Source organism: Dehalococcoides mccartyi, from assembly GCF_001889305.1.
Classification (GTDB): domain Bacteria; phylum Chloroflexota; class Dehalococcoidia; order Dehalococcoidales; family Dehalococcoidaceae; genus Dehalococcoides; species Dehalococcoides mccartyi_A.
The window spans coordinates 115,926-133,705 of record NZ_CP013074.1; the positions used below are offsets into that span (position 1 = coordinate 115,926).

19 protein-coding genes are annotated in these 17,780 nt (G+C 48.2%); 9 read left to right on the top strand and 10 right to left on the bottom strand.

The genetic code is table 11. From position 1 onward, the window contains the following. Positions 1 to 50: 50 nt before the first annotated feature. The gene (gene gyrB / locus ASJ33_RS00625; protein ID WP_041330311.1) at positions 51 to 1,979 is read right to left on the bottom strand and encodes a DNA topoisomerase (ATP-hydrolyzing) subunit B; all 1,929 of its coding nucleotides are present in this window, start codon (positions 1,977 to 1,979) and stop codon (positions 51 to 53) included. A 203-nt stretch (positions 1,980 to 2,182) separates the two neighbouring features. Continuing rightward, positions 2,183 to 4,369 (bottom strand): RelA/SpoT family protein, encoded by a 2,187-nt coding sequence (locus ASJ33_RS00630; protein ID WP_012881365.1) that lies wholly within the window; start codon positions 4,367 to 4,369, stop codon positions 2,183 to 2,185. Positions 4,370 to 4,479: 110 nt separating this feature from the next. Between ASJ33_RS00630 and hisS the strand changes: the two genes are divergently transcribed. Together hisS and ASJ33_RS00640 are read left to right on the top strand one after the other, a co-directional pair. After that, positions 4,480 to 5,754, top strand: a complete 1,275-nt coding sequence (gene hisS, locus ASJ33_RS00635; protein WP_236886605.1) for a histidine--tRNA ligase — start codon at positions 4,480 to 4,482, stop codon at positions 5,752 to 5,754. Continuing rightward, a complete protein-coding gene (locus ASJ33_RS00640) occupies positions 5,751 to 6,914 on the top strand; it encodes a saccharopine dehydrogenase family protein (RefSeq protein ID WP_041330315.1) in 1,164 nt (387 codons plus the stop codon). Before hisS ends, ASJ33_RS00640 begins: the two co-directional genes overlap by 4 nt. On the opposite strand, the gene ASJ33_RS00645 is transcribed toward ASJ33_RS00640, so the two are convergent. Both ASJ33_RS00645 and ASJ33_RS00650 read right to left on the bottom strand, forming a co-directional pair. Continuing rightward, positions 6,911 to 7,549, bottom strand: a complete 639-nt coding sequence (locus ASJ33_RS00645) for a glycerol-3-phosphate acyltransferase (RefSeq protein ID WP_072555458.1) — start codon at positions 7,547 to 7,549, stop codon at positions 6,911 to 6,913. The genes ASJ33_RS00640 and ASJ33_RS00645 overlap by 4 nt on opposite strands. Before the next feature lie 20 nt (positions 7,550 to 7,569). Then, a complete protein-coding gene (locus ASJ33_RS00650) occupies positions 7,570 to 8,490 on the bottom strand; it encodes a branched-chain amino acid transaminase (protein WP_041330317.1) in 921 nt (306 codons plus the stop codon). 126 nt (positions 8,491 to 8,616) lie between these two features. Here ASJ33_RS00650 and ASJ33_RS00655 point away from each other — a divergent pair, with 126 nt between their 5' ends. Next, on the top strand, positions 8,617 to 9,471 hold the full coding sequence (locus ASJ33_RS00655; RefSeq protein ID WP_041330319.1) for a DUF3800 domain-containing protein: 855 nt from the start codon (positions 8,617 to 8,619) through the stop codon (positions 9,469 to 9,471). A 7-nt stretch (positions 9,472 to 9,478) separates the two neighbouring features. On the opposite strand, the gene dinB is transcribed toward ASJ33_RS00655, so the two are convergent. From dinB to pyrF, 3 genes are all read right to left on the bottom strand, one after another. Next, positions 9,479 to 10,651 (bottom strand): DNA polymerase IV, encoded by a 1,173-nt coding sequence (gene dinB / locus ASJ33_RS00660; protein WP_041331642.1) that lies wholly within the window; start codon positions 10,649 to 10,651, stop codon positions 9,479 to 9,481. Then, positions 10,651 to 10,839 carry a DUF951 domain-containing protein gene (locus ASJ33_RS00665; protein WP_023651688.1) on the bottom strand — a complete coding sequence of 63 codons (189 nt, stop codon included), beginning with the start codon at positions 10,837 to 10,839 and terminating at the stop codon, positions 10,651 to 10,653. Before ASJ33_RS00665 ends, dinB begins: the two co-directional genes overlap by 1 nt. Positions 10,840 to 10,910: 71 nt before the next feature. Further along, complete coding sequence (gene pyrF / locus ASJ33_RS00670) at positions 10,911 to 11,723, bottom strand: orotidine-5'-phosphate decarboxylase (protein WP_023651689.1); 813 nt, start codon at positions 11,721 to 11,723, stop codon at positions 10,911 to 10,913. A 147-nt stretch (positions 11,724 to 11,870) separates the two neighbouring features. On the opposite strand from pyrF, the gene ASJ33_RS00675 reads away from it, so the two are divergent. The 3 genes from ASJ33_RS00675 to ASJ33_RS00685 are packed head-to-tail and all read left to right on the top strand — an operon-like array spanning position 11,871 to position 14,764. Continuing rightward, the gene (locus tag ASJ33_RS00675) at positions 11,871 to 12,566 is read left to right on the top strand and encodes a GIN domain-containing protein (protein ID WP_023651690.1); all 696 of its coding nucleotides are present in this window, start codon (positions 11,871 to 11,873) and stop codon (positions 12,564 to 12,566) included. 38 nt (positions 12,567 to 12,604) lie between these two features. Next, positions 12,605 to 13,399 carry a GIN domain-containing protein gene (locus tag ASJ33_RS00680; RefSeq protein WP_023651691.1) on the top strand — a complete coding sequence of 265 codons (795 nt, stop codon included), beginning with the start codon at positions 12,605 to 12,607 and terminating at the stop codon, positions 13,397 to 13,399. A gap of 51 nt (positions 13,400 to 13,450) precedes the next feature. Then, the gene (locus ASJ33_RS00685) at positions 13,451 to 14,764 is read left to right on the top strand and encodes a bifunctional folylpolyglutamate synthase/dihydrofolate synthase (protein WP_236886607.1); all 1,314 of its coding nucleotides are present in this window, start codon (positions 13,451 to 13,453) and stop codon (positions 14,762 to 14,764) included. On the opposite strand, the gene ASJ33_RS00690 is transcribed toward ASJ33_RS00685, so the two are convergent. Then, positions 14,744 to 14,959 (bottom strand): hypothetical protein, encoded by a 216-nt coding sequence (locus ASJ33_RS00690; RefSeq protein ID WP_041330323.1) that lies wholly within the window; start codon positions 14,957 to 14,959, stop codon positions 14,744 to 14,746. The genes ASJ33_RS00685 and ASJ33_RS00690 overlap by 21 nt on opposite strands. A 13-nt stretch (positions 14,960 to 14,972) precedes the next feature. After that, positions 14,973 to 15,236, bottom strand: coding sequence for a hypothetical protein (locus ASJ33_RS00695; protein ID WP_012881376.1), 264 nt, complete (start codon positions 15,234 to 15,236; stop codon positions 14,973 to 14,975). A gap of 301 nt (positions 15,237 to 15,537) precedes the next feature. Here ASJ33_RS00695 and dtd point away from each other — a divergent pair, with 301 nt between their 5' ends. Continuing rightward, complete coding sequence (dtd, locus tag ASJ33_RS00700) at positions 15,538 to 15,999, top strand: D-aminoacyl-tRNA deacylase (protein ID WP_041330326.1); 462 nt, start codon at positions 15,538 to 15,540, stop codon at positions 15,997 to 15,999. A gap of 51 nt (positions 16,000 to 16,050) precedes the next feature. Beyond that, positions 16,051 to 16,479: a Fur family transcriptional regulator gene (locus ASJ33_RS00705; protein WP_023651695.1), complete on the top strand. Its 429-nt coding sequence runs from the start codon at positions 16,051 to 16,053 to the stop codon at positions 16,477 to 16,479. Positions 16,480 to 16,530: 51 nt separating this feature from the next. Here the strand turns inward: ASJ33_RS00705 and ASJ33_RS00710 are convergent, their stop codons facing one another. Next, a complete protein-coding gene (locus ASJ33_RS00710; RefSeq protein WP_041331644.1) occupies positions 16,531 to 17,283 on the bottom strand; it encodes a hypothetical protein in 753 nt (250 codons plus the stop codon). A gap of 102 nt (positions 17,284 to 17,385) precedes the next feature. Here ASJ33_RS00710 and ASJ33_RS00715 point away from each other — a divergent pair, with 102 nt between their 5' ends. Further along, positions 17,386 to 17,772: a PH domain-containing protein gene (locus ASJ33_RS00715; RefSeq protein ID WP_023651697.1), complete on the top strand. Its 387-nt coding sequence runs from the start codon at positions 17,386 to 17,388 to the stop codon at positions 17,770 to 17,772. Positions 17,773 to 17,780: the final 8 nt, after the last annotated feature.

A 17,780-nucleotide genomic window follows, 5' to 3' on the forward strand; every position in this document is an offset into this window, starting at 1 on the left:
GGGGCGTCTTAAGACGCCCCTTAGCTGTTTTCAAAGGCTTTATTTCAGCCTTAGATATCCAGATTCTTAACTGTTTTGGAATGGGACTGGATAAAGGCCTTGCGGGGAGCCACTTCACCGCCCATCAGCAGGTTAAAAATCTGGTCAGCCTTGGCGGCATCTTCCACTTTTACTTCAAGCAGGGTGCGGCTTGCGGGATCCATGGTAGTCCTCCAGAGTTGTTCGGCACTCATTTCACCCAGACCTTTATACCGCTGGATATCTACTTTGGTGCTCTTGGTTTGGGAAAGCAAAGTTTCTTTTTCGGCATCATTGTATACCCAGTGTTCGGTGCTGCCTATTTTTATTTTGTAAAGAGGCGGCTGGGCAATGAACAAATGGCTTTCGGTGATAAGGCGGGGCATATGGCGGAAGAAAAAGGTCAAAAGGAGTGTCCGTATATGTGAGCCGTCCACGTCAGCATCTGTCATGAGTACCAGGCGGTTGTAGCGCAATTTTGCGGGGTCAAAATCATTATCTATGCCTGCAGCCAGAGCGGTAATGATAGCCCTGATTTCTTCGTGGGCCAGCATCTTGTCCGGTGAGGCCTTTTCTACGTTTAAAATTTTACCCCGTAATGGGAGTATAGCCTGGAAGCGGCGGTTACGGCCCTGTTTGGCTGAACCACCGGCCGAGTCACCTTCTACCAGAAAGAGTTCACACAGTGAAGCATCCCGTTCCGAACAATCCGCAAGCTTGCCCGGCAGGGTGCCTGTATCCAGAGCACTCTTGCGGATAATAAGATCGCGGGCCTTGCGGGCGGCTTCACGGGCCTTGGCGGCGGTGATACATTTTTCTAATATGCGTTTGGTATCATCAGGGTGTTCTTCCAGATAAAGGGAAAGCTGTTCGGCAACGGCGCTTTCCACGAAGCTCTTTATTTCAATATTGCCCAGTTTGCCTTTGGTCTGTCCTTCAAACTGGGGTTCGGGCAGTTTGACGCTGACAATGGCTACTATGCCTTCGCGCACGTCATCACCCATCAGGTTCGGGTCTGTGTCTTTAAGGAATTTTGACTTGTGGGCGTAGTCATTGAAAGCCCGGGTCAGGGCGGAACGGAAACCGGTAAGATGAGTGCCGCCGTCAATGGTATTTACACAGTTGGCAAAGGTAAGGGTAGAATCCGAGTAGCCGTCATTGTACTGGATGGCTACTTCCAGAATGGTGCTGTCTGATTTTTTGGTTATATAAATGGGCTGGCGGTGGCGCACTTCGCGATTGCGGTTTAAGTGACGGACGAAGCCGGTGATACCGCCCTCAAAATAATACGTACGCTCCTGGTCAGATTGTTCGTCATAAATATATACTTCAAGCCCTTTGTTGAGGTAGGTTATTTCCCGCAGGCGGTCGGTTAGGATCTCAAAGTCATATTCCGTAGTGGAAAATATCTGTGAATCCGCTTTAAATATAGTGGTGGTGCCGGAACCGTCTGATACACCTATTTCTTCCAGCGGGGTGCTGGGCTTGCCGCGTTGGTAGCTTTGCTGGTAGATTTTGCCGTTGCGCCTGACCTTGACCGTAGTCCATTCGGCCAGAGCGTTTACTACTGACGCACCTACCCCGTGCAGACCGCCGGATACCTGATAGGTCTTGCCGCCGAATTTGGCACCGGCGTGGAGTACGGTCATAACCGTTTCCAGGGCGGAAATCTTGGTTACGGGGTGAATGTCCACCGGGATACCGCGGCCGTTGTCTTCAACGCTGACGCTGCCGTCTTTAAACATGATAACCTTAATCCGGTCGCATACCCCGGCCATAGCTTCATCTACGCTGTTATAAACAATTTCATAAACCAGGTGATGCAAACCGCGCTGGTCAGTAGAGCCGATATACATGCCCGGTCTTTTGCGGACAGCGGCCAGACCTTCAAGTACCTGGATATCACTGGCGGTATAGTTTTCTGAATTTGCACCCGGTTTGGCTTTATTTACATCTAACATAATTTCATTTCATCCTGTGGCTTAAAATACATAAAGGAGAGGAGGCAGAGATAAAGGCTCCGTGAAAAGAGACAAAAAAAGAGAGGTTTCAGAGGTGGATTTTGACAGACTCTAAAAGCTTTCATTAGATATCCAATTATAGCACAGAGGGTTAAAGGGGTAAAGAAATCAGCTACAGGCCAGCTTTGGACGGCAGCTGAAAATCAACCGGACCTTGAGCCGTCAGTACCCACCCGGTTGATACTGATTATGCCGCGTATACCCTCCAGTTTGGCCATTAATCTGGTCAGCTGGGAAAGGCTTTTTATCTGGGCTGTCATGGAAAGAGTGGTAGTTTTATCGTCATTTTCAGTTACGGTCATGGAAAGGATACTGATTTTCTCTTCGGCTACCACAGTAGAGACATCCCGTACCAGACCTACCCTGTCCCATGCCTGAATACGCATAGATGCCGGATAAAGTTCCTCTTTGGGCATACCCCAGTCTACGCTCACCAGTCTCTCCCTTTCTTCCTCGTGGAGAATATTGTGGCAGTCTTGGCGGTGTACTGTAACACCCCGGTTACGGGTTACATAACCTATTATATCGTCACCGGGTACAGGGTTGCAGCATTTGGCAATATTGGTTAAAAGAGAACCGGTGCCCATCACTGAAACACTGCTCTGGGAGGAAGGCTTGGCCGTCTGGAGAGGGGGTGCGACCACCCGCGGCTGCTCCTGCTGGCTGAGGAGTTTCATGGATACCTGATGGACTGAAACTGCTCCGTAGCCTATAGCTGCCAGAAATTCATCTGCATTTTCGTATTTGAAGGCTTTGGCCAAAGCCTCACGGTCAACTGTTTTTATGCCGATATGCTTAAGCTCTTTTTCCAGCAGCTCCCGTCCGCGTTCCAGGTTTTCAGTCCGTTCCTGTTTCTTGAACCAGGCCAGTATCTTTTCGCGGGCGTGATGGGTTTTTATATAACCCATATTGGCATTCAGCCAGTCACGGCTTGGGCCGCGGTCCTTTTTGGTGGTGACTATTTCCACTACCTCACCGTTTTTAAGCTGGTAGTCCAGCGGTACCAGCCGCCCGTTTGCTTTGGCACCTATACAGCGGTTGCCCAGTTCGGTATGTATACGGTAGGCAAAGTCTATGGGGGTAGCCCCTTTGGCCAGGTCTTTTATTTCGCCTTTGGGGGTAAAGACAAAGACCTGGTCGTTGAAAATATCGGTCTTGACGGATTCCAGAAATTCTTCGGCACCGCGCATATCCCTATGCCACTCAATAAGCTGTCTCAGCCAGCCGATACGGTCTTCAAAGTTTACGTCTTCTTTACCGGCGGTTTTATAACGCCAGTGGGCGGCCACACCGTATTCGGCAATATGGTGCATCTGGTAAGTGCGTACCTGAACTTCAAGCGGGGTAGTGCCTAAACTCATAACGGCGGTATGCAGGGACTGATAGCCGTTCGGTTTGGGGTTGGCTATATAATCATCAAACGCACCCGGTATGGGGTGCCACAAACTGTGCACAATGCCTATGGCATGGTAACAGTCCGGGATGTCATTTACCAGCACCCTCAGGGCGAGTACGTCATAAATATCTTCAAACTGTTTGCCCTGGGAGGCATATTTTTCCATTTTCTGATAAATGCTGTAAAGGTGTTTGGGGCGGCCGGAAAGTTCCACCTTCAGCCCGTTTTTCTCAAATTCGCTCTGGAGAATGGCACTTACATGTTCAATATAATTTTTACGCTGGGCAAGTTTTGAATCTACCAGATTGGCTACCTGGCGGTAATGGCGGGGGTCAAGGTAACGGAAGGCCAGGTCTTCAAGCTGCCATTTCAGCTCCCATATGCCTAGGCGGTGAGCAAGGGGGGCGTAGATTTCCATAGTTTCTTTGGCAATACTGCGGCGTTTTTCAGCCGAAAGTGCCTGAAGGGTGCGCATATTGTGAAAGCGGTCTGCCAGTTTTATAAAGACCACCCGCAAATCTTCGGACATGGCCACCAGCATTTTGCGCAGGTTTTCAGCCTGACGCAGACTGGCATTGCCGCCGGGGCGGCGGGCGTCTTCTATAGCCGGACCAAGTGCCAGCTTGCTCAGTTTGGTTACCCCGTCAACCAGTTTGGCTACGTCTGGACCAAACTTTTTATCTATCTGCTCCAGACTGATGTTGGCATCTTCGGGTACGTCATGGAGCAGGGCAGCCGAAAGGGTAGAAACGTCCAGCTGGAGGTCAGCCAAAGTCAAGGCTACATTTAAGGGGTGTTCAATAAAGGGTTCGCCGGATTTGCGCATCTGGCCGGTATGGGCTGCGGCGGCATAGTTATAGGCTTCCTCCAGAAAAACCAGTTTTTCCGGGGGAAGGTATTTGGATGCCTTTTCTTTAAGATCGGCGAATTCCATCTTGAAATACCGCCCTTGGTTTAATAACTAAAAGTATAGCGCACTGGCAGCGGTGTGTACAAAATCTGGCGTCAGACCTAACTAAAGGCTATAATAGAGAACACTTACAGTTGAAGGAGACAGATAGCTTGTACCAGTCACCCAGAGGTACAGAAGATATACTGCCTGAAGACCAGCCTTACTGGCATTTTGTCAGGCAGCAGGCCGCCCGTATTGCCGCTCTTTACGGCTACCAGCAGACAGATACACCCGTTTTTGAAGATGCCGGGCTGTTTGTGAGGAGTGTTGGCGAGGGGACAGATATTGTTTCCAAGGAAATGTATACCTTTGAAGACCGGGGCGGAGACAAACTGACTTTGCGGCCTGAAGGGACTGCCCCCATTTGCCGGGCTTACCTTGAGCATGGCATGCAGACCCGCACCAAGCCGGTCAAGCTTTATTATCTTAGCTCTATTTTCCGTTATGACCGCCCCCAGGCCGGGCGTTACCGCCAGCACCACCAGTTTGGTTTTGAGGCTATAGGCGAGGCTGATGCTTCGCTGGATGCCGAAGTTATAGAAATGGCCTGGCGTCTTTACAATCTGCTGGGTATCAATGACCTTTCGCTGGAGTTAAACAGCATAGGCTGCCGTGAGTGCCGCCCTGCCTATATTTCGGCACTTAAAGCTTATTACCAGAGGTATGAGGGCAAGCTTTGTTCAGACTGTAAAACCCGTCTGGATAAAAACACCCTGCGTCTGCTGGACTGCAAGCGGGAGGAATGCCAGTGCGTGGCTGAAAATGCTCCCCGCAGCGCAGATTACCTTTGCCCGGACTGCCTTGCCCACTATAACCGTCTGAAGGAGTGCCTGATGGTAGTGGATTTGCCCTTCCATGAAAATTTCCGTCTGGTAAGGGGTCTTGATTACTACAGCCGCACTGTTTTTGAAATCCAGCCCAGTATAGAGGGCGCCCAGAGTACCATTGGCGGCGGCGGGCGTTATGACGGGCTGATAGAACAGCTTGGCGGAGAGTCTACCCCGGCCATAGGTTTTGCTACCGGTATTGAGCGGATTATTTTAAATCTGAAGCGGCAGGGTATTACCCCGCCGTCATTGCCTTCCCCTTCGGTTTTTCTGGCCTATATGGGAGAGGCCGCTTCTCTGGCTTCGGTTGCTTTGGCATCAGACCTGCGTAAAGCGGGTATAGGTATATATCAGACATATGCCCAAAAGAGTATCAAAGCTCAGCTCAGGCAGGCCAACAGTCTGGGTGCAGATTGGGCTGTGATACTGGGTGAAGAAGAACTGAAACAGGGTTGTGCCGTCCTTCGGAATATGAAAGAGGTCGGTCAGGCAACCATACCCCTTGACCAGCTGATTTGTGAGATAAAAAAGCAGATATGACAAAGAATATACTAATTATAGGCGGTTACGGCAATGCCGGCAGCTGTATAGCTATGCTCCTCCTTCAGGAGACAGATGCCCGTATTTTTCTGGGAGGCAGGAATCTGGAGAAAGCCAAGTATATAGCCGAAGGCCTGAACCAGTTGGAAAACATCCAGCGGGTAGAGGGTGTAAAGCTCAATGTGGAAGACCCCCAGAGCCTGAAAGAGGCTTTCTGCGGTATGGACATAGTGGTGGTGGCTTCCAATACGCCCGAATATGCCCGCCAGATTGCTTTTGCCGCTTTGGAAGCTAAAGTTGATTATATTGATATCCAGTATTCAGATCGCAAGCTGCATCAGCTGAAGCTGCTCTCCCAGAAGATAAATAATGCAAATCTCTGCTTCATAACCGAGGCCGGCTCGCTACCGGGTCTGCCTTCGGCTTTGGTGCATTTCAGTCACCAAGATTTTACTACCCTGGAAAAGCTTTCGGTGGGGGCTATTATCTGCCAGAACTGGAAATCAGCCATATCTGAAGAGCGCACCAACGAAGTGATGCGTCAGCTTTCCGATTACCAGCCGTATGTTTACAAGGATTACCATTGGAAACGTCTGGGCTGGTTTCGCCCCGGCACTTCGCGTACCTTTAATTTCGGGCCTTTCGGTCGTTTTTCCTGCGGCCCTATGACACTTGAAGAAATGCGTTCGCTGCCCGGTATGTATCCAAATCTCAAGGAGCTGGGTTTTTATCTGGGCGGATTTAACTGGTTTACCAACTGGATAAGCATACCCCTTTTGAACCTTGGGCTTCGCTTTTTAGGCAAAGAGGCCAAACGCTCTTTGGGCAGACTGGTGGTCTGGGGACTTCGCAATTTTGACAGCCAGCCTTACGGTATGGCTATTAAAGTTTCCGCCAGAGGCGAACGGGGCGGGGTAAGGGAACGGCAGGATATATTGCTTTCCCACAAAGATGCATATATGTTTACGGCTATACCTCTGGTAGCCTGCCTTAAACAGTATATAGACGGCTCTGCCCGCCGTTCCGGCCTGCATTATATGGGACATCTGGTAGATTCCAAGCGTCTGGTGGCAGATATGGAAAAAATGGGTATGACCATCCGTTTTCAAACCCAGCTGATGGACAAACCTCCGGTAGAACGCCCCCGGGTAGAAGCCTAACTGCCCTTATCCGGCCGTTTCCAGTGGTCAACTATCAAATTGCGGCGGTTAGCCGGGTCACGCAGGCTTTTCCTGTTGTCCAGTACGAACTTGATGCCTATCATCAAAAAGAGCAAAACGGATATCAGGGTAGCAAATTCGGAATAGCTGCCGTACCAGACTAAAAATGGCAGGCTGAAAAGAGCTATTCCTGTGGCCAAAGCTACGTTTCGGGTAATGGCTAAAGGTATAAAAACTAAAAGTGCCAGTATAAGCAGTTGTTGGGGAAGCCCGTACACAGGCAGTAAAAAGAGCATTGCCCCGAAGGCAGGCCCCAAACCTTTGCCGCCTTTGAAATCCAGCCAGATAGGCCAGTTATGGCCGATTACCGCTGCAAAGCCGGTCAGGATAACCCACTGGGTGTTTTGGGCAAGCAGGTAATAGGAAACTGAAACCGCCAAAGCGCCTTTGGCCATATCCATCAGCGCTACAGTAATGCCGGCTCCCGCGCCTACTTCGCGGAAGGTATTTAAGCCGCCCACATTCCCCCCGCCCAACTGGCGTATATCCCGCCCGGCTATGCGGCGGGTGATCAGATAAGCAGAGGGGATGGAACCCAGCAAATATCCTATCAGGAGTGACAGAACGGTATACATAGTGCCCTCCCAAGGGTTATTTACAGGTTATAAACCGGGGTGCACCAGCTTGAATATTTGGCTATATTGCCCTTTATGGCTTCAAAATATAAATCTTTAAGTTTAGCGGTTAAAGGCCCGATTTCGCCGTTACCCACCTTACGGTGGTCAATTTCGGAAACGGGGGTTAAATGGGCAGCTGTGCCGGTAAGGAAACATTCCTCCGCCATATAAAGCTCTACCCGGTCAATGCTTCTTTCAAGCACCTCCAGCCCCAGCTCTTTTTCGGCCAGTTCCATAACAGAGTTACGGGTAATGCCGTCCAGTATGCTGTCACAGATGGGCGGGGTGATAAGCTTTCCCTTTCGGACTATAAACAGGTTTTCGCCGCTGCCTTCGGAGACATGCCCGTCAGGGGTCAGCATGATACCTTCGTCAAAGCCGTTTTCCACGGCTTCGGTCTTGGTAAAAGCGTTATTCAAGTAGATGCCGGTTGATTTCAGCTGGGGAGGCATGACGTTATCGTCAGGGCGGCGCCAGGTGGAGACACAGCAGTGGCAGGTGTCCTTGTCTATATATCTGCCCCAGGGTATGGCCACAATCAGCAAATCACATTCCAGATTGTGCAGCCTGACCCCGAAGGTTTCGGAACTTTTATAAGCTAAAGGGCGGATATAAATATCTTCCTTGAAGCCGCACTTTTTTATAAGGTCAATAGTTATCTTGCAAAGTTCGTCCACAGTATAAGGCAGGTTCATCTTGAGCACTTTGGCACCGGTCAGCAACCGGTTATAGTGCTCCTTCAGGCGGAAAATGTACATCTGCTTCTTTTCATTATTCCAGTTGCCGCGGATACCTTCAAATACCCCGGTGCCGTAGTGCAGGGCGTGGGTCATTACCCCTATCTTGGCATCCTCCAGCGGTATTATCTGTTTTTTAAAGTAAGCATATGACGTTCCCATATTGCGGACTCCTTTCTTTGAAAATAGATTATAGTCCGCCCGGTATTAAAGGACAAGCCGCGTTTGGCTATGGGATTAATCAGGGGAAGTTGAAAGTATTTGTTAGATTGCAAATTAGGACATATAATGGTTTCCATGGAAACTTGTTTGATATTTTCTGATGAAGCAGGCACTTGTGGTGGTAATGACAGCAATATTCATTGTAAAAATACGCCTTTTTATGTGAGAGCTAATTTAATTGTTAATACCAATAATTGGAAAAATATTTATGCTGGATACGAACAATTATTTAAGGAAATGGGTTTTCCATCGAATAAAGAGGTTAAATGGTCAGAGATAAGTGAATATATTACTCAAACAAAGAAAAAATCTTCGGCTATTAATAAATCTCTAGAGTACTTAAAGAATTATAGCTATGATAGTTTATTGGGTTTTACAATAAGTTGCTTAAATTTACTCAAAGACAATGATGTAAAAGTAATATTAACAATAAGTTCCAATGAGAATGTGAAATTTAGTACAGCAGACATGATAAACTATCATATTATAAATGCAATGGAACGGCTGGAAATGGTACTTACTAATAAGGATATTCTTGGATTGTTGTTTTGTGATTCTCTTAATAAGAATGATGCTAATGGTATTAGCGAGGCTTATAAAAACCAATTTGAGAATCCCCAATTTATTAAAAAATATCGACATATATTTGACAGTATTATGTTTCTAGATTCGGACAAAAACTGTTGCATACGACTTGTGGATTATATTTGCGGAATAACTAATGGAATGCTTAAGGGATTTGAAACAAGTCAAAAGTTATTCTTAAAAAATATTTATCCTTTAGTTATTAAGAGCCCAGTTAATAACCCTTTTGGTTATGGTATAAAAATTATTCCTGATGACTCGAAAATGAAAATAAAACAAATTTTTGTTAAGTGCGGCGTTGTATCGGATAATATTTCAAACTCACAAATGCTTTAGGCATAACTTAAAACATATCTTTCAGCTTGTAAGTCCGCCCTGTTTGGACTGAACCAAAGCCGTATTTCTGGCGGATTTTATCCAGAGAGGCATCCAGTTTTTCCAGCCGGGCTCTGGCCGGGTCTATTTCCAGCTGTTTTTCCGGGCCGCAGAAATCACTTATGCCCACTCCCAGCAGCCTGACTGAGCGGCGGTCTGAATCCAGTATGCCGTTCATCAGTTTGAGGGCGGTTTGGAATATTTCCTGATTGCCTGAGCAGGGGTGATTAAGGTGTTTTTGGCGGGTAAGGGTTGTAAAGTCTGCGAAGCGTATTTTTATCTGAACTACCCGTGTTTGTTTGCCACGTTTACGCAGGGTGGCGGCAATTTTTTCAGACAGATAACCCAGCTTTGCTTCCAGAAAGGTAAGATTTCGGGTATCAGTCTCAAAGGTGGTTTCACGGCTGATAGATTTGGCTTCGGCAGGCATTTCAACCGGGCGGTTGTCTATTCCCTTGGCGGCATTTGAAAGGTATGGGGCGTATGCACCCAGACTGCTTTTTAAAAATGAAGCAGGCAGCGCAGCCAGCTTACCTAGAGTATCTATACCCAATGATTTCAGATGCTGTTCGGTTTTTTTGCCTATGCCCGGCATTACGGATATATCCAAATGGGCTAAGAAAGCAGCTTCTTCACCTGCAGGTACTTCACACTGTCCATTGGGTTTGGCATGTTCGGTGGCTATTTTGGCCACTACTTTGGAGTTGGCAATGCCGATACTGGCGTTTATACCCAGTTCAGCTGTGATGCGGCGGCGGATTTTACAGGCCATTTCGCCAATACTGCCGTGCAGGGATTCAAAACCGGTTACTTCAAGATAGGCTTCATCCAGCCCCATCGGCTCAAGAAAGGGTGAGAAGTCTGAGAGTATTTGCATGAATTTTCCCGAATACTCACGGTAAAGCTGGTGGGTGCCTTCAATAAATATAGCCTGAGGGCAGAGGTGTTTGGCGGTAAGAAGCGGCATTCCCGAATGGATACCGAGTTTGCGGGCTTCATATGAAGCGGCCGCCACCACGCCCCGCCGTTCGGGTTTGCCTCCTACGATAACCGGTTTACCTTTGAGCTCAGGGCGGATGGCCTGTTCCACTGAAACAAAAAAGGCATCTAAATCCGCATGCATTACCCGCCGGATGGCCATCATTCACCGCGCTTTATCAGACATTTAACCTTTTTTTCAAATAAGGGACGGGGTAACAGCAGATGGTGGCTGCAACACAGACAGGTAATACCTATGTCCGAGCCCGCAAAATCCACCTTCCAGTCCGTGCCGCCGCAGGGGTGGGGCTTACGCAGCTTGTATACATCTCCGGGGAGTATTTCCAGCATTTTACTTCCATGGGGCAGGTGCATTTATCCGGTGTACAGATTGATATAAAAGCAGCTGCCACTTCCGTATATTAAAAACGTTTCCTGTAATGATTTATGGCATCACGCATCTGGTTGGCGGCTTCGGCTGCTCCTTGGGCGAATTCACTGCCGCTTCGGGCATAAAGTATGCCGCGGGAAGCACAGATAAGAGCCAATTCGCCGTTGGGGTTAGTTCCGTTTTCTACGGTAGCTTTCAGATCTCCGCCCTGAGCGCCTATGCCCGGTATAAGAAAAGGCAATTTGGGGTAGCTGAGGCGGAGATTTTTCAGCTCTTCCTGCTGGGTTGCACCCACTACCAGCCCTATATTCTCATAGCGGTTCCACTGTAAGGCCTTGTCTGCCACTACTTCATACAGAAAGCGTTTTTGTCCCAGATATTCGGTTTTGAGCATCTGAAAATCTGTTGAGCCCTGGTTGGAAGTGCGGCAAAGAATAAATATGCCCTTATCCTGATATTCAATAAACGGTTCAAGGGAGTCATATCCCAGATAGGGGCTGACTGTTACGCCGTCACAGCCCAATTCGTCAAATACAGCTCTGGCATAGGCTTTTGAGGTGTTGCCTATATCTCCCCTTTTGGCATCCGCTATGGTCAGAAGTTCCGGCGGAATAAGATTGCAGGTTTCGGATAACATTTCCCAGCCCTGTTTGCCCAAAGCTTCGTAAAAAGCCAGATTTAGTTTGTAGCCGCAGACAAAAGGTGCGGTGGCGGCGATAATCTCGCGGTTAAATTCCAGTGCCGTCATGCCCACCGGCATAAGTTTCGGGTCAGGGTCTAATCCCACGCAAAGAAGGCTTTTATTTCTGTTTCCAGCCTGTTTCAGTTTTTCTAAAAACTTCATGTGTTAAGTCCTCTGGAAAGGATATTATCAACAGTGATGCCTTACAGTCAAGAGAATAAAGTCAGTAACTTTGTTCTCCGGTATATTTAAATGCCCTTTACAGGGTGGTAACATAAAACGGGAGAATAAACATGGAGGTATATGTCCATGAAGAAGGAATTTGCGAATAAAGATTTTCGGCGGATAGAGGCCGGGCATGGTTTTGAGATAAACCTGATACGGGCAGATAGTTTTGAAATATGGCTGGACGCACCTGAGGACGGGTTTAAGAATATTGAAATAAAACAGGAGGGTGATAAACTGTGGCTGATGTACAGCCCCAGTATTTTCAGCCTGAAAAACCTGCTGCCGGGCTGGTATCTGCCCAGAGCTACGGTAAAGATGCCCCTGTTAGGCGGGCTTTACGTAAACGGGGCAACCCGAGCCAGACTGGAAGGCTTTGATACCGACGGAAAACTGGAAATACGGCTAAGCGGTGCCAGTCAGCTTGAGGGTGAAGTGAGGGCCGGAGAAGCCTTGATAAATGCTGAAGCGGCTAGCGAGATAAAGCTCAAGGGTGTTTTCAAAAAACTGAAGCTGGAACTGGAGAGCGGCAGTAAGGTGCAAATGGAAGGCTGGGCGGAGGAACTGGAGGCAGAAGCCATAGGAGTAAGCCGTATTGCACTGGACGGTATGGTCTGTAAGCATGCCAAAGTAAAACTGGAAAATGCCAGTCAGGCAGAACTGCGGGTTGAAGAAGTGCTGAACGTGAAACTGAATGGTGCTTCCGAATTAAAATATGCCGGAAGCCCATGCTTCAACGAAGTGGAAATAAAAGGTTCATCCAGCCTGAGCAAAAACTGATAAAATGGTATAATCAATCTCCTTCAAGGAGGTTTCAGGTGAAAAAAGCAGGTCTGTTGTGGTTGTCTATATTTCTTGTATTAACACTTGCTTTGCTTGGGGGAGGGTGTATTCCGGGGGTTGACGGATTTATTACGGGCAACGGTGCGGTAGAGAGCCGGGCCTTTGATTATACTGATTTCAACCGGGTAGAAATATCAAATGTTATTACGGCTGATATCTCCTGTTCAGATTCTTTTGAAATATCTGTTTCAACCCATGAAAATATTTTTGAATATCTGGAACTGGAGAAAAGCGGTCAGACTCTTAGGATTGGTCTGAAAGACCACTTCAGCTTTACAAATGTAAAAATAGAGGCCAGTATCTGCCTGCCGGAGCTGGTGGGGCTGAATATTTCAGGTGCTTCCGAGGCTGTTGTAAGCGGATTCAATTCAGTGAATGATTTTACGGCTCTGGTTACCGGCGCTAGCCGCCTTGCTCTGCGTAATATGAGGGTAGGGCAAAGCAGTTTTTACATAAACGGTGCCAGTGTTGCCAGCGGAGATTTGGTTTGCGGCAATGCCGGTATAGAGGTGTCCGGGGCTTCCCGCTTGGAACTTTCGGGGCAAGGCGGTGATATAAATGTGCTGGCTGAGGGTGCCAGCACTGTTAATCTGGAAAAGTTTCTGGCGGCAAGTGCCATAGTTGAGGCTGCCGGTGTAAGCAATATACGGGTATACACCAACGGTGATTTGTACATAAAGGCCAGCGGTGTCTCTTCGGTAAAATATTTCGGTACTCCGGTTATCAAAAATATAGATATCTCGGATATTTCTTCAGCAGGCAAAGGTTAGGGGGATACTCTGGAAGAGAGTTACCGGCAGGCTTTAAACTTTATACTGGGGTTGACAGATTATGAATCTGCCACCAGCCGGGCGGCTGCCAATTATGATCTCAGGCGGGTGGTGGAGCTTTTAATGAGGCTCAGAAACCCTCATATGGGTATTCCGGCTGTTCATCTGGCCGGTACCAAGGGCAAAGGCAGTACGGCTGCCCTGATTGCTTCGGTTATGTCTGTGGCCGGTTACCGTACCGGTCTGTACACTTCGCCCCATCTGCTGGATTTCCGCGAACGTATTCGTCTGGATGGCAAGATGATTTCCAAAGCCCATTTGGTGCGGCTGATGGCTTCCATCAGCCCTCTGGTAGAAGAAATGAATGACCATGCCTATCTGGGTAAGATAACTTCGTTTGAGGTTATGACTGCTCTGGCGTTTGAATTTTTCCACCGCCAGCAGGCTGCTTTTCAGGTAATTGAAACCGGGCTGGGTGGCAGGCTGGATGCTACCAATGTTATTACTCCCAGCCTTTCTGTTATTACCCCCATAAGTCTGGACCATACCGAAGTGCTGGGTGATAGCTTGGAAAAAATATCTGCTGAGAAAGCCGGCATTATTAAACAATCTGTGCCGGTGGTGTCTGCCGCCCAAAGACCGGAAGTTATGGCAGTTATCCGCGAACGCTGCTGTAAAACCCAGTCACAGCTGATTGAAGTGACTGACGGCTACAAGGCCGAACTGTTAGGTTACACTGCCCAAGGTCAGTCACTCAAACTTAGCGGTCGTCAGGCTGAATACCGGCTGTGTCTGCCGCTTTTAGGGCATTACCAACGTCAAAACGCCCTTACCGCCCTGGCATCTCTGGAGACGCTGGTAGAAGAGGGCTTTAAAATAAGCCCCGAAGATATAACCGAGGGGTTCAGGCGGACTAAATGGCCAGGGCGGTTTGAGGTCATCAAGGGAAATCCGCTGCTTGTTATTGACGGCGCCCACAATCAGGAAGCTGTTGCTGAATTGCTGCTTTCGCTCGAAGAATATCCTGCTGCCGTTAAAATAGAAAAAGAAAAAAGGGTGCTGGCTTTCGGCACTTCCTTTGATAAAGATGCCGGTGCTATGGCGGATTTGCTTTCCGGGTATTTCGGAACAGTGATACTGACCCATTCCCTCCACCCGCGGGCTATGAAACTGGATTTGCTCAGAAAAGCCTTTGAAGGACAGGGCATGAAAGTGCTGGAAGCAGGCGGAGTGACAAAAGCTCTGGAAACGGCGGGGGAGATAACCCCGTTGGACGGCCTTATATGTGTTACCGGGTCTCTCTTTGTGGCCGCTGAAGCTTTAAAAGGGCAGAGCCAGCCCTGCTTAGGAACTGGCTCTGAGTAACTCTATCAGTTTACTTTTCTTGTCCGGATAGGGGATAACCTCTTCCTTCAGTTTTTTCCAGGTCTCCGGGCAGCTTTTGTATTCTATTCCCAGAAACTGGTGGATTATTTTATCCAGTTCCTCTCGTTTTTCTCCCTGCGGGTCTACCCCGGCGGCCAGAAAAATATCCCCTATATGCCTGAAATAGCAGGACATGGTTTGCTCCTTGTTAAGGCAGTTCGGCAAATACGTTGCTTAATGCCTCGTCCGGCAGCATATTCTCCAGTACTTTTTCCATAGCCATAGTATGGCTGCACATACCCCAGGCGGCAAAGAAATTACAGGTGCAGTGCCATTTACCGTTAATATATTCGGTGGTGTGGATATCGTTTTCTCCGCGGAACTGGACGGATAGCTGGTTAAACCTTATGCGGTCTTTCTCTTGGGCATAGCGTTTGGCTTTTTCTATTTTGCCTATCAGGCTAGACTGCATTTCGCCACCTCCTAAAATATTAAAGGCACTGGTCAAAGCTGACCGGTGCCTTATACCCGAAGTTTATTTAAATGATAAAAAATGAGAATTTTCAGCATCTGCTCTCACTCTCGCTTTTACTATATACATTGTAATCCCTGCGTGTGCCGGAAGTCTATAAGTAATAACACCAGATGCCGTCTTATAGCGAGTTTGTTTGTGCCTGATAGCTCTCTGTAAATAGTTATTTCTCCATTATACTTCTTATTTCGTTTTTGCCAGCTACATGGTTTAAAATAGAACGGCAAGGAGGCAGGAGTGCATGAAAGCGGTAATCCAGAGGGTTAGCCGGGCATCTGTAATGGTAGGCGGAGAGACCGTGGGCGAAATAGGGCCGGGTTTGGCGGTGCTGCTGGGCGTGGCCGAAGGGGATACGGAGGCAGATGCCGAATACCTGGTATCCAAGATAATAAACCTGCGGATATTTGCTGATGGCGAAGGCAAGTTTAATCTGTCTTTAAAAGACCTTTGCCGTGAGCTGTTGGTGGTCAGCCAGTTTACCCTTATTGCCGATACCCGAAAGGGCCGCCGCCCCAGTTTTGTTGAGGCCGCCCAGCCAGAGGAAGCCGACCGTCTATATAACTTGTTTATCCGCCTTTGCCGTGAAGAAGGTGTGCAGGCGGCAACCGGGAAGTTCGGGGCTATGATGATGCTGGAAATCCATAATGACGGCCCGGTGACTATTATTCTGGACAGCCGTGACCGTTTGAACCCCCGCCAGTAGAGGCAGTTGCAAGCAGTTGCAATAATAAGCTCTAACTGCTAAACTAGCTGTATGCATAAACAAAATTCTATAGCCGGTGAACTGGCAAATGACGGTTTTCGCCTGACCCCCCAGCGGGTGCTTATTCTGGAAGCTCTGGATATGGCTGAAGGGCATATGAGTGCCGAAGATATCTACGCTGAGGTGGGGCAGGAATACCCCAATATAAATATTTCCACTGTTTACCGCACCCTGGAGCTTTTAAAGGGGCAAGGTCTGGTGCTGGAAACAGACATGGGTGACGGGCGTTTACGCTACCATAGTGTCAATAAGGGTTCACGCCATTATCTGGTTTGCCGTAAATGCGGAAAGATAACCGACTTGAGCGAAGATATGGTCAGAGAGCAGGAGCAGAGTATCTTAAAAAAGTATGGCTTTGCGGCTGATTTTAAAAATCTGGTTATTTACGGACAGTGCCAGAAGTGCGGTGATTCGGCCTGAGAGCCGGGTTTTTGGTATCGGATATATTCACCGCCTTTAAAAGGCGGTTTTTTATTCGTGTATAACCGGGTTGGGGCTGGGCTGGAAGGGGTGGGTGCGTAGCACCAGTGAGTACAGATGAGGATACTGGGATTTTAGGTGGATAAGGTATTTTATCCACTGGTTAAGCAGCAGGGCATACATACGCTTTACATCATTGGCAATATGGGCTTTGTCAGTTTCCGGCAGATTTTCAAGACTCTGGCGGGCATCCAGTTCCTCTCCCAGATGAAAACTTGCCCAGAGCAGGTCGGTAAAATCATCTTTTTCCAGCAGGTTAGGGTTTTCAAGCAATGTCAGCATAAAAGAGCGTTTGGCGTCCAGCAGGTTTTTAAGGTGCTGAAGGTCCAGTTTGCCGGGGTTCGGCATATGGCTGAAATGGGCAGAGTAAGTAAGCGCTTTTTTAAATTCGGCATTTGACCAGTTTTTATCTACTGCCATCTGGGAAGAAATCTGCTCAGGGTTATCAAAGCTGTCCAGCAGTTTTCCCAGCAGGGCATTGCCCAGTTCGCTGTAAAAAGCCCCCACCACCATGTTCATTTTTTGGGAAAGGGCGTGTTTTTCCCGGCTGGTAAGAATACGCTCAATCACAACTACGACCAGAAAAACTTCCAAAGGGATAAAAGCCAGATCCCCCAGCATATAGATAAATATATGGTGGCTGTCCTGAAAAATAAAGTAATGGAGAAGGTACAGCATGGTTGAAGCCGTAAAGCTTATTATGGCTACGGCAATGATAAAACGGCTGAGCTTACGGTTTTCCATAGGGTTATTTAACTTGATAGCCGCCTGCTTGTCAATATATACAGGATTGACCGCCCTTACCCCCTCAATTACAATGTTGCCAGACCAAAAAAGGAGGCTGATATGGCAAAGCATGCACCCGATATGGCGGTGGATAAAAAAGAACAGCTGGAGCAGATTGAAGGTATCTGCCTGCCGGATGAGCTTATTCATGCTGTTTTTGACCTTAAAGGGCAGGGCACCGGATTTATCGGCCTGACCAGCAAGCGGATAATTTACTATGATAAGGAGTTTGCCAAAAAGGCTAAGGCTATTGTTAGTATACCTTACAGCCGGGTGACAACGGTGGGCAGTGAAGACAAGGGCGGGTTTATATTCCGCAAGGGTTTTATGGTGAGTGACAAGCTCTATGTGGGTGTATCTGGGCAGGAGGTCAAAGAGTTTGAATTTCGGGGCGGGGACAAGGCCCATCAGGCTCACGATATTATCATGACCTATGTGCTTGATTAAAAAAATAG